Here is a 12,017-nt window from a genome sequence, read left to right as displayed (position 1 = left end):
TGAAACGGGAAATTTCAGGCATCAACAAGCGTTTAAAAGGCTTTTGTCGCCCCCGGAACACACCTTGCACGACCATTGGCGAAATTTTCCAGGATTTTTTCATACCAGGGCTTTACAGCTCAAAATCGCCTCCGTATAGTGCGCGCCATCGACGACGGCAACGTTGTTGATGCTGCCCAGGTGGTGAAATTGGTAGACACGCCAGCTTCAGGTGCTGGTGATCGCAAGGTCGTGGAAGTTCGAGTCTTCTCCTGGGCACCAATTTCAAACTCAAGGTTACGCCTCGAGTCTCCAAAAACCCGCGAAAGCGGGTTTTTGCGTTTCAGGCCTTTGATTTTTAACAAGAATCCTGATTTATATTTTTGAATCAGGGGTTTACAGATCAAAAAGCCCTCCGTATAGTTCGCTCCATCAACGGCGCAAGCGTTGTTGATAATGCCCAGGTGGTGAAATTGGTAGACACGCCAGCTTCAGGTGCTGGTGATCGCAAGGTCGTGGAAGTTCGAGTCTTCTCCTGGGCACCAAATTCAGATCAAACCCGCGAAAGCGGGTTTTTTCGTTTCCGGGGTTTGAAAACATCCTCGGCGATTTCCCCTCCCGTGCGCACTTGAGAAGTTTTATCGTTTATCCTGCCCGTATAAATCGGCAACGATTTGTTGCATTTAAACGAGGAAAACTTCGGATGATGATTAGCAATACCCGTCTCAAGACATCCCTTCTGCGTGGCCTGACCCTCACTCTGCTCAGCCTGACCCTGCTCTCGCCCGCCGCCTATTCCGCCGACAAGGTGTCACTGACCCTGTACAACGGCCAACACAAAGAAGTCGGCGATGAACTCGCCAAGGCCTTCGAAGCCAAGACCGGCATTCACGTCAACGTGCGCAAAGGCAGCAGCAACCAGCTGGCCAGCCAAGTCGTCGAAGAAGGCGACCGCTCCCCCGCCGACGTGATCTACACCGAAGAATCGCCGCCGCTAAACAAGCTCGGTGAACAAGGCCTGCTGGCCAAGATCGATGCCAGCACCCTCGACGTATTGCCCAAGGATTATGTCGGCAGCAACGGCGACTGGATGGGCGTCACCGCACGCACGCGCGTTGTAGCGTTCAACCCCAAACTGATCGCCGAAAAAGACCTGCCCAAATCGGTACTGGATTTCGCCGGCCCCGAGTGGCAAGGCAAAGTCGGTTTCGTACCCACCAGCGGCGCGTTCCAGGAACAAGCCGTGGCAATCATCAAGCTGCACGGTCGCGAAGCCGCTGAAGAGTGGCTGACTGGCCTGCGCGCCTTCGGCAAGGTCTACAGCAACAACATGGTCGCCCTTAAGGCCGTGGAAAACGGCGAAGTGGCCACCGTGCTGGTGAACAACTACTACTGGTTTGCGCTCAAGAAAGAAAAAACCAACCTGGATTCGCAGCTGCATTACTTCACCAATGGCGATGCCGGCGGCCTGATCACCGTGTCTTCGGCTGCCGCGCTGAAATCCAGCAAGCACCCGAAAGAGGCCCAGCAATTACTCGCCTTCATGACCAGCGAAGAAGGCCAGCGTGTGATCACCAACACCTCGGCCGAATACCCGCTGCGCAAGGGCATGGAATCGAACCGCGGCCTCAAGCCTTTCAGCGAGCTGCAACCGCCGAAAGTCACCCCTGCGGACCTCGGCAACGCCGAAGAAGCCCTGGACCTGGAACGTGACGTTGGCTTGAACTGATGAACCCATCGCTCCCCGCCCCCGCCTTGCGCGGGGGTTTCAGCCCGCGACGCAAGCGCCCGTCAATCTGGCTGCTGATCCCCGTCCTATTCCTGGTTGGCCTGAGTCTGCTGCCGTTGGTGTATGTCGGGACCAAAGCCTGGCAGGCGGGCTGGGCGCAAGCGGTGCATCTGCTATGGCGGCCGTATGTATTCGGGCTGCTGCGCAACACCCTGGCGCTGATGATTGGCGTGACAGTGGCCTGCGGCGTGATCGGCCTGTCCCTGGCCTGGCTGCTGGAGCGCAGCAACCTGCCGGGTCGGCGTATCTGGGGCGTGATCCTGTGCCTGCCGTTTGCGGTGCCGGCGTTTGTCAGCAGCTTTACCTGGGTGTCGCTGAGCGCCAACTTCGAAGGGCTGGGCGGTGCGATCCTGGTGATGACCCTGTCCAAATACCCGCTGGTGTTTCTGCCGGTGGCGGCGACCCTGCGCAACCTCGACCCGTCCCTGGAAGAATCGGCCCGCACCTTGGGGCTGAATCGCTGGGGCGTATTTTTTCGCACCACACTGCCCTTGCTGTGGCCTTCGCTACTGGCCGGGGCACTGCTGATTGCCTTGCATATGCTGGTGGAGTTCGGTGCGCTGTCGATCATCGGCCTGCAGACCTTTACCACCGCGATCTACCAACAGTTCGAACTGGAATTCAGCAATGCCAATGCCGCGATGCTCTCGGCGGTGTTGCTGGTGATGTGCCTGACGCTGCTGTGGCTGGAGCTGCGCGTACGCGGCAAGGGCCGGCATGTGCGCATCGGCCAGGGCGCGGCGCGGCATGCTGAACAGGTTCAATTGGGCAAATGGGCGCCGCTCGGTCAACTCTATTGCCTGGCGCTGGCGATCATTGGCAGCGGCATTCCTTTGGGGATGCTCGGGTACTGGCTGGCGGTGGGTTCGTCGGCGGCATTTCCCGTGGCCGAAATTGGTGAGGCACTGTTGTCTTCGCTGGCACTGTCGTTAGGTGGCGCGGCGCTGTGCTTGGTGCTGGCAGTGCCGGTTGGGTTGCTGGTGGTGCGCTACAAAGGCCAACTGGCGATCTGGGCCGAGCGCCTGCCGTACCTGTTGCATGCCCTGCCCGGCCTGGTGATCGCACTGACGCTGGTGTATTTCGCCCTGCATTACGTGCCAGCGCTGTATCAGACGTCGGCGCTGCTGCTGATCGCTTATGCGCTGTTGTTCCTGCCGCTGGCCCAGGCGCCGATTCGTACGGCCTTGAACAAGGCGGCGCCGCAGCTGGAAGAGGCCGCGCGCACGTTGGGCGCATCGTCGTTCAGCGCATTTTGCCGGGTGACCTTACCGATTATCTTCCCGGCACTGGGCGCGGCGTTCGCCTTGGTGTTTCTGGATGCGATGAAGGAGTTGACGGCGACGTTGCTGCTCAGCCCGACCGGGCTGAATACCCTGGCAACCGCCGTTTGGGCGCATACCTCGAATGTGGAGTTTGCAGCGGCAGCGCCTTACGCGGCGCTGTTGATTCTGGTGTCGGGGTTGCCGGTGTATCTGCTTACGACTCGGATGTATCTGAGCCGCTGAGACCGCAATCGCAGGCAAGCCAGCTCCCACAGTTGGCAGAGTTCCAACGTTGGAATGCAGTTGAATGTGGGAGCTGGCCTGCCTGCGATTGCGCCGGAACAGGCGACGCTAAGCCCGAAACTGCCCCAGGCTCGCCTTCAACTGCGCTGCCAACCCATCCAGCACCTTGCCACTGGCCGTGGTTTCCACCACCGCCTGCGCAGCACGCTCGGCCTGGGCGTGAATCACCTCGACCCGCCCACGCACCGCATGCGCGCCCTGGGCCTGATGCTCAGCCGCACGCGTCGCCAAGCCAATCGCTGCATGCACCTGCTCCACCGAAGCCTGCACCGTCTGCTGCAGGCGCACGCTGTCGCGCAGCACCAGCAAGCCTTCGCTCGCCTGACGACCCGCCTTGCCGATGGTTTCCACCGCCTCACGTGCGCCCTGCTGCAACGCCACGATATGCGCCTGGATATCACCCGTGGAACTCTGGGTTTTGCTGGCCAGGGCACGCACCTCGTCGGCCACTACCGCGAAGCCACGCCCGGTCTCACCGGCACGCGCGGCTTCAATCGCTGCGTTAAGTGCCAGCAAGTTGGTCTGCTCGGCAATGCCGTGAATCACCGTCAGCACCACTTCAATTTGTTCGCTTTGCTGAGCCAGGCGCTCAATAACCTGAGAACCTGCCTGCACCTGCCCCGCTAACGCTTCGATCAAGCTGCCGACCTCTGCTGAAGTGCGCGAGTTTTCATCCGTCGCCCGGCGGATTTCCACCACCTGTTGCAACGCCGCTTGCATCGCATGACTTTCAGCCTGGGCCTCGTCTGCCATTTGCGACAGCGCGCGCAAGCTCTCGGCCACTTCATCACGCTGCAAACCGGCCGCCTTGTCGGCACCGGCATTGCGCAAGGTCATGGCGCCGATTTCCACACCGGTACGCTGAGCCACATCCCCCGCCTCACGCACGATCGGCTGCAACTTATCCACAAAGCGATTGACCGCCGAAGCCATGTCGCCGATTTCATCCTTGCTGCTGATCTGCACGCGCTTGGTGAGGTCGCCCTCGCCCGCCGCCAAGTCATCCATGGCTGCGATCAGCAACTTCAGGCGATTGACCACACGCCGCCCCAGCACGATAGCGATCAGCAGCAATACGCCGAACCCCACCACTGCGAGCCCCATGCCGATGCGCCAGCGCAAAGTGCCTGCGGCATCTTGTACGGCACTCGTGGTGTTGGCGGTCATCTGGGTGGCGGTGGCTTGCGCCGATTGCAGGCGCGCGCCCATGGCGGCGGCGCTGTCTGCGGCAGCGCCCTTGAGGCTGTCGCCTACCAGTTGATCACTGCTGGCGATCAGCGCGGCAAAACGCTTGTCCAGCGCAGCCAGGTCCGCCTCTACCGCCGTGGTTGAGACACCCATGCGGACCTTGCCAATCTCTACGCCGTTGGGGCTGATGGACGCTTCGACGTAGAACACGGAAGGATCATTTTTCGCCGCATCCAAGACTTTATCCAGGGCCCGGTCGCCCTGACCTTTGGCCAGCAATGCCTGGTTGATCGGGTTGTCACGGTTCAGATAACGGGTCAGATGCTCCCCGGCCGCATCGTCGTAGACCACGAACAACACGTTGGGATTGCGCTGGGCACGCCGGGCAAACTCCGACAGCGTCGGCACGTCGCTGTCCCACATGGCGCGCGGCGCCACCGAGGCCAGCAGTTGCGCCATGTCGTTGGCCGAGTCTTGCAGGTCTTTTTCCAGGGTCGCACGCAGTTGCTTCTGCTCCTCCTGCAGACGCGTGGAAAGCCCTGCGGTCAGACGCTGACGGGTACTGGAAGACAGGCTGTCCAGACTCGACGTGACTTCCTTGCCGGCTTGCGCCAGTTCACCGGAGAGTTTCTGGCTGTCGATACCCAGGCGATTGCCCAAATCAGCTTCCAATGCAGTGACCGTGCTCCTCGTCAGAGCGACAGCCACCAGCACTTGCACCAAAAGAGCGATACCTAGGGTAACGAACACCGGCCGCAACAGCCGGCTTTGTAACAATGAGAGAACGGCAGACACTGGGAATCCCTCCACCACGGGTGCCATTAATTTGATAGCACCGCGAAAGAAAGAACCATAGCAAGGGTCGTGCCGTTTGCCAGACAGATACGACAAAGGGCTCCCGAAGGAGCCCTTTGCTTTTTACATCAACAGCTTATTAAGCGAACGGGTGACGCAGAACGATGGTCTCGTTGCGGTCCGGGCCCGTCGAAATAATGTCGATTGGCGCGCCGATCAGCTCTTCAACGCGCTTGATGTAAGCACGGGCGTTGGCCGGCAGTTCTTCCAGGGTTTTGGCGCCCACGGTCGATTCGGTCCAGCCCGGCACTTCTTCGTACACAGGCTGCAGGCCCACGTAGCTGTCAGCGTCGGTCGGAGCAACGTCCTTACCGTCTGCATCTTTGTAGCCGACGCAGATGTTGATGGTTTCCAGACCGTCGAGTACGTCCAGCTTGGTCAGGCAGATGCCCGAGATGCTGTTCACATCGATAGCGCGACGCAAGATAACGGCGTCGAACCAGCCGCAACGACGTGCACGGCCGGTGGTAGCGCCGAACTCGTGACCTTGCTTGGCCAGGTGTGCGCCGACTTCGTCGAACAGCTCAGTCGGGAACGGGCCCGAACCTACGCGCGTGGTGTAAGCCTTGGTGATGCCCAGGATGTAGTCCAGGAACATCGGGCCAACACCGGAACCGGTGGCTACGCCGCCAGCGGTGGTGTTGGAGCTGGTCACGTACGGGTAGGTACCGTGGTCGATGTCCAGCAACGAACCCTGGGCGCCTTCGAACATGATGTCTTTGCCGGCGCGACGCAGGTCGTGCAGCTCGGCCGTCACGTCCAGCATCAGCGGCTTGAGCAGCTCAGCGTATTCTTTGCACTCAGCCAGGGTCTTTTCAAACTCGATGGCTGGCTCTTTGTAGTAACCAACGAGCATGAAGTTGTGGTAATCCACCAGCTCACGCAGCTTGTCTTCAAAGCGCGGCATGTTGAGCAGGTCGCCCACACGCAGGCCACGACGTGCAACCTTGTCTTCGTACGCCGGGCCGATGCCGCGACCGGTAGTACCGATCTTCAGCTCGCCACGGGCCTTTTCACGGGCCTGGTCCAGCGCAACGTGGAAGGACAGGATCAGCGGGCAGGACGGGCTGATACGCAGGCGCTTGCGCACCGGTACGCCTTTCTCTTCCAGTTTGGTGATCTCACGCAGCAGAGCGTCAGGTGCAACCACCACGCCGTTGCCGATCAGGCACTGCACGCCTTCGCGCAGCACGCCCGACGGGATCAGGTGCAAGACGGTTTTTTCGCCATCGATGACCAGGGTGTGGCCAGCGTTGTGGCCACCTTGGTAGCGCACTACGGCGGCAGCATGTTCGGTCAGCAGATCAACGATCTTGCCTTTGCCCTCATCACCCCATTGGGTGCCCAGGACTACGACATTCTTACCCATAACACTTGTCCTCATTCGCGCAAACTTGGTGCCGGCGATGGCCGGCAGGAAAACTCAAGAAGCCAGTGGCGAAACTTGCCAAAGCCCGTTCTGCAGAATCAATTGCCGGTCGCAGTCCGCTTCACGGGCGGCGGCCAATGGCTGCCCAGGCAGAGCCTGGACGACACGCTGACCCTCACTGCGCAACTGGCAAACCTGCTGCCAGAGTGCTGCGTCCGTACTGTCGGGCATCCAGACGCCACCAGACGGCAGCTCGACCTCAGCACGCCCCAGGGTCACCAGGGTTTTCAAATCGGTGGAAAAGCCAGTCGCCGGACGCGCGCGACCGAAGTCAGCGCCGATATCGTCATAACGACCGCCTTGGGCAATGGCTTGGCCAACACCCGGTACAAATACGGCGAACACCACACCGGTGTGGTAGTGGTAGCCGCGCAACTCACCCAGGTCAAAATACAGCGGCAACTGCGGGAACCGCGCCGACAAGCGCTCGGCAATCGCCAGCACGTCATCCAACGCCGCCAATACAGGCGCAGGCGCATTCGCCAGGCGCTCACGCGCAGCCACCAACACTTCAGGGCCGCCGCACAGGTTGACCAGTGCGCGCAGCATTTCGGCGAGGTCTGCCGGCACACCTTCGGTGAGGGCGATCACTTCATCGATAGCCTTGCGTTGCAGGGCATCAAATAACTGCTGCTCCACTTCACCGGACAAACCGGCCGCTCGCGCCAGGCCACGGTAGATACCGACGTGACCCAGGTCCATGTGCACATCCGGCACGTCAGCCAGTTGCAGCATGGCCAGCATCAAGCTGATCACTTCAACGTCGCTGCTCGGGCTGGCATCGCCGTACAACTCGGCGCCCAGCTGAATCGGGCTACGGGACGACGACAAGGCTCGCGGTTGCGCATGCAGCACGCTGCCGGCGTAGCACAGGCGGCTCGGGCCTTCGCGGCGCAAGGTGTGCGCATCGATGCGCGCCACTTGCGGCGTGATGTCGGCACGAAAGCCCATTTGCCGGCCCGATTGCGGGTCGATGACCTTGAAGGTGCGCAGATCCAGGTCCTGGCCCGCGCCGGTCAGCAGGGATTCCAGGTACTCGATATGGGGAGTCACGACAAACTCGTAACCCCAGCTCTGGAACAGATCCAACACCTGACGACGCGCTACTTCAATGCGCGCAGCTTCTGGTGGCAGTACTTCTTCGATGCCATCTGGCAGCAGCCAGCGGTCTACCGTTGCCATTACGCCATTCCCCTATGATCCGGGCGACCAGCCTTCGGCCGAGCCCTGAGTGAAGCAGAAAATGCCCGGCCCCTGCATAAACAACGCGCAAGAACGACGTGACGAATGGCCTGCAAACGGCCTCGTCGGGCACTTTCCTCGAAAAACCTGTCACGCCTGCCGAATCAAACATGCAGACGCAAAAAAGCCGGGAATTTCCCGGCTGCCGCATCATACACCCGTTTTCTGAAAGGATCACCCCGCCAGGCATTTTAGCCGCCCGACGGAGTGGGTCCTACAGAATCACCGGCTGGTTACTTGGACTTTTCCAGGTAGCGGAAGAAGTCGCTGCTTGGGTCCAGCACCATGACGTCGGTTTTGTTCGCGAAGCTTTCACGGTAGGCACGCAGGCTACGGTAGAACGCGTAGAACTCCTGGTCCTGGCCATAAGCCTTGGAGTAGATCGACGCCGCTTGAGCATCACCATCACCACGGGCCTCTTCAGACTCACGATAGGCTTCTGCCAGCAGTACACGGCGCTGACGGTCGGCATCCGCACGGATACCTTCAGCCAACTCGTTACCCTTGGCGCGATGCTCACGGGCTTCACGCTCACGCTCGGTGCTCATACGCTCGAACACGCTGCGGTTCACTTCCTTGGGCAGGTCGATCGCCTTGACCCGAACATCGACAACTTCGATGCCCAGCTCTTTTTCAGCCATGGTGTTCAACGAACGCGTGATGTCAGCCATCAGCGCATCACGCTCACCGGATACCACCTCGTGCAGGGTGCGTTTACCAAACTGGTCACGCAGGCCCGATTCCAGACGGCGCGACAAACGCTCGTCGGCAATCTGCTTGAGGCCGGAAGTCGCGGTGTAGAAGCGCTCGGCATCCTTGACGCGCCACTTGGCGTAGGCGTCAACCATCACGGCTTTCTTTTCCAGGGTCAGGAAGCGCTGTGTCGGTGCATCCAGGGTCATCAGGCGGCCGTCGAACTTGCGCACCTGGTTCACGTAGGGGACTTTCACATGCAGGCCCGGCTGGACATCCGCCTGGACCACACGACCGAATTGCAGCAACACCGCGCGCTCGGTCTGAGCCACGATGTAGAAGCAGTTCCAGGCAGCGATGACCACGACGACGCCCACAATCAGGGCGGTCAGCGATTTATTGCTCATCAACGACTCTCCCTGGTACGTGTTTGCTGTTGCAGCAAGTCAGCGGCCGCACGGGCGCTCGCTTCGTTGGCCGCAGCCGTTGAACCGGAGGCCGGTGCGCTGGTGCTGCTACGACCACCTTCGATCATCTTGTCCAGCGGCAGGTACAGCAGGTTGTTCTGCCCACCTTTGCTGCCGGTCACGAGAACCTTGCTGGTGTTGCTGAAGACTTCCTGCATGGTGTCCAGGTACAGACGCTCACGCGTGACTTCCGGAGCCTTGCGGTACTCGGCAACCAGCTTGGTGAAGCGATCCGCCTCACCCTTGGCGCGGGAGACCACTTCATCGCGGTAACCGTTGGCATCCTCAAGGATACGCTGGGCCTGACCACGGGCTTCCGGCACAACACCGTTGGCGTAGGTTTCAGCCTGGTTGCGCGAACGCTGCTCGTCTTCACGGGCGCGGATCACGTCGTCAAAGGCTTCCTGCACTTCACGCGGTGCGGCTGCGCTCTGTATGTTGACCTGAGTAACAGTGATACCGGTGCGATAGGTGTCGAGGAACCGTTGCAGACGTTCCTTGATCTCGCTGGCCATCAACTCACGACCTTCAGTCAGCACCTGGTCCATGGCGGTGGAACCCACCACGTGGCGCAGGGCACTTTCAGTCGCCTGCTGCAGACTGATTTCAGGTTGATCGACGTTCAGCACGAAATCCTGAAGATTGCTGATCTTGTACTGCACGGTCAGCGGCACTTCGACGATATTCTCGTCTTCGGTCAGCATCTGGCCCTGCTTGGTGTAGGCACGCTCACGCGTGACGTTCTCCATGTACTTTTTGTCGATCGGGGGGAAGTAGATGTTCAGACCCGGGCCGACAGTCTCGTAGTACTTGCCGAAGCGCAGCACTACGGCTTGCTCCTGCTCGTCGACTACGTAAACCGCGCTGTACAGCCACACGGCTGCGAGCACGACAAGACCCAGGCCCAGCAGGCCATAGCCACCGCCCTTGCTTGTGCGACCGCCGTCGTCACCACCACGTTTTTTCCCACCACCGAACAACCCATTCAGGCTTTCCTGCAGCTTTCGGAAGGCCTCGTCGAGATCTGGTGGCCCCTTGCGGTCGCCATTATTGCGGCGTTTACCACCCCAAGGATCCTGATTATTCGAGTTGCCACCCGGCTCATTCCAAGCCATAGCGCTCTCCATCTGATAAAGCAAAGACGCACCCACGGCGCGCCGACCAATGCTACAGAATGCCTGCTGCCGCGGCACAACCGCTTTAGGAGGCTTTTATTGCAAAGTGTGTTGCTCGATAAACTCCGTCGGCACCACACCTTCACGGCTAACCAGCCGATTCAGCTCCGAGCGCGGCAATCGAACGGTCAGCAAGCTGACACCTTCTTCGTCGTATTCTTCTTTCTGTACCGCGCCCAACTCAAAAAACTGTGCACGCAGTCGAGCAAAACGCTGAGGCAAGCGCAAGGTGCCGACAAACAAATCGCCGCCCAGCAACTCGGCAATGGCTTGTTCAAGCAACTCCAAACCACTGCCATCACGCGCCGACAGCCAAACCCGCTGGGGCTTGCCGTCTTCGTCGCGCTGGATTTGTGGCTCAACGCCTTCAAGCAAATCGAGTTTGTTATACACCTCAAGGATCGGCAAGTCCTGTGCACCAATCTCGCCCAGCACCACCATCACCTGTTCAATCTGCAACATGCGATCCGGTTCAGCCGCATCGATCACGTGCAACAGCAGGTCGGAGTTGCTCGACTCTTCGAGCGTAGACCGAAACGCCTCGACCAGCTTGTGAGGCAGGTGACGAATGAAACCCACGGTGTCGGCCAGGACAATCGGCCCCAGGTCGTCCAGTTCCAGACGGCGCAAGGTCGGGTCGAGGGTGGCGAACAGTTGGTCGGCCGCGTACACGTCCGATTTCGTCACGTTATTGAACAGCGTGGATTTGCCGGCGTTGGTATAGCCCACCAAAGACACGGTAGGGATATCCGCACGCATACGACCACGACGCGATTGTTCGCGCTGGCTGCGCACTTTTTCCAGGCGGCCCTTGATCTGGCGCAGGCGAACTCGCAACAGACGGCGGTCGGTTTCCAGCTGGGTTTCACCCGGACCGCGCATGCCGATACCGCCACCTTGGCGCTCAAGGTGAGTCCAGCCGCGAACCAGCCGGGTGCTCATGTGGTCAAGCTGAGCCAGTTCTACCTGGAGCTTGCCTTCATGGGTACGGGCGCGTTGGGCGAAAATATCGAGAATCAGACCGGTGCGGTCGATCACGCGACACTCGAAAACACGTTCGAGGTTACGTTCCTGACTGGGCGTGAGGGTGTGATTGAAGATCACTAGATCGGCTTCTTCAGCATGGACCAGGTCGCGCAGTTCCTCGACCTTGCCGCTGCCGATCAGGAATTTGGCGGTTGGCCGATGACGCGGCACGTTAAAAAACGCAACGGTCTCGGCGCCGGCCGAATTTGCCAACTCCTGAAACTCCTGCGGATCTTCGCGCGCCTCAGGGTCCTGTCCATCCAAGTGAACGAGGATTACTCGTTCACCACCACCGTGGCGCTCAAAGAACAAAGGAGACTCCTATCAGGCGTTACCTGGCTCAGCGTCACCCTGTTCGGCATCAGTTGCGCTAGGCAGACGGATAGGACGAACTGGAACTACTGTCGAGATAGCGTGCTTGTAAACCATCTGGCTGACGGTGTTTTTCAGCAGGATTACGAACTGGTCGAACGACTCGATCGTGCCTTGCAGCTTGATCCCGTTGACCAGGTAGATGGAAACCCCCACTTTCTCTTTACGTAAAGTATTCAAGTAAGGGTCTTGTAGCGAATGCCCTTTTGACATGTGCCGCACTCCTTTAAGGATCAA

8 protein-coding genes, 2 tRNA genes and 2 pseudogenes are annotated in these 12,017 nt (G+C 59.9%); 4 read left to right on the top strand and 8 right to left on the bottom strand.

What is annotated here, in order from left to right; translation table 11 throughout:
* Positions 1-174: 174 nt before the first annotated feature.
* The 4 genes from ACI77I_RS03735 (at position 175) to ACI77I_RS03720 (ending at position 3,273) form a co-directional block, all read left to right on the top strand.
* Positions 175-261 (top strand) — tRNA-Leu (locus ACI77I_RS03735).
* A 176-nt stretch (positions 262-437) separates the two neighbouring features.
* Positions 438-524 (top strand) — tRNA-Leu (locus tag ACI77I_RS03730).
* A 158-nt stretch (positions 525-682) separates the two neighbouring features.
* Positions 683-1,708 carry an iron ABC transporter substrate-binding protein gene (locus ACI77I_RS03725; RefSeq protein ID WP_094950962.1) on the top strand — a complete coding sequence of 342 codons (1,026 nt, stop codon included), beginning with the start codon at positions 683-685 and terminating at the stop codon, positions 1,706-1,708.
* On the top strand, positions 1,708-3,273 hold the full coding sequence (locus ACI77I_RS03720; protein ID WP_406996980.1) for an ABC transporter permease: 1,566 nt from the start codon (positions 1,708-1,710) through the stop codon (positions 3,271-3,273). Before ACI77I_RS03725 ends, ACI77I_RS03720 begins: the two co-directional genes overlap by 1 nt.
* A gap of 108 nt (positions 3,274-3,381) precedes the next feature.
* Here ACI77I_RS03720 and ACI77I_RS03715 read toward each other — a convergent pair.
* From ACI77I_RS03715 to hfq, 8 genes and pseudogenes are all read right to left on the bottom strand, one after another.
* Positions 3,382-3,897 (bottom strand): annotated as a pseudogene (locus ACI77I_RS03715) (methyl-accepting chemotaxis protein); the annotation flags it as partial.
* A 390-nt stretch (positions 3,898-4,287) separates the two neighbouring features.
* Positions 4,288-4,341 (bottom strand): annotated as a pseudogene (locus tag ACI77I_RS03710) (hypothetical protein); the annotation flags it as partial.
* Positions 4,342-5,455: 1,114 nt separating this feature from the next.
* Positions 5,456-6,745, bottom strand: a complete 1,290-nt coding sequence (locus ACI77I_RS03705) for an adenylosuccinate synthase (protein WP_242154105.1) — start codon at positions 6,743-6,745, stop codon at positions 5,456-5,458.
* Between the two features lie 54 nt (positions 6,746-6,799).
* Complete coding sequence (locus ACI77I_RS03700) at positions 6,800-7,987, bottom strand: ATP phosphoribosyltransferase regulatory subunit (RefSeq protein ID WP_094950966.1); 1,188 nt, start codon at positions 7,985-7,987, stop codon at positions 6,800-6,802.
* 293 nt (positions 7,988-8,280) lie between these two features.
* Positions 8,281-9,147 (bottom strand): protease modulator HflC, encoded by an 867-nt coding sequence (gene hflC / locus ACI77I_RS03695; protein WP_094950967.1) that lies wholly within the window; start codon positions 9,145-9,147, stop codon positions 8,281-8,283.
* Positions 9,147-10,322: an FtsH protease activity modulator HflK gene (gene hflK, locus ACI77I_RS03690; RefSeq protein ID WP_094950968.1), complete on the bottom strand. Its 1,176-nt coding sequence runs from the start codon at positions 10,320-10,322 to the stop codon at positions 9,147-9,149. The genes hflC and hflK overlap by 1 nt, the downstream gene beginning before the upstream one ends.
* Positions 10,323-10,418: 96 nt before the next feature.
* Positions 10,419-11,720: a ribosome rescue GTPase HflX gene (gene hflX / locus ACI77I_RS03685; protein ID WP_242154102.1), complete on the bottom strand. Its 1,302-nt coding sequence runs from the start codon at positions 11,718-11,720 to the stop codon at positions 10,419-10,421.
* Between the two features lie 12 nt (positions 11,721-11,732).
* Complete coding sequence (gene hfq, locus ACI77I_RS03680; protein ID WP_094950970.1) at positions 11,733-11,993, bottom strand: RNA chaperone Hfq; 261 nt, start codon at positions 11,991-11,993, stop codon at positions 11,733-11,735.
* Between the last annotated feature and the right edge of the window lie 24 nt (positions 11,994-12,017).

It is taken from the genome of Pseudomonas sp. D47, from assembly GCF_045447305.1.
Lineage (GTDB): Bacteria > Pseudomonadota > Gammaproteobacteria > Pseudomonadales > Pseudomonadaceae > Aquipseudomonas.
The sequence above is the reverse complement of the archived record's forward strand: the minus strand, read 5'-3'. Positions and strand labels throughout refer to the sequence as shown.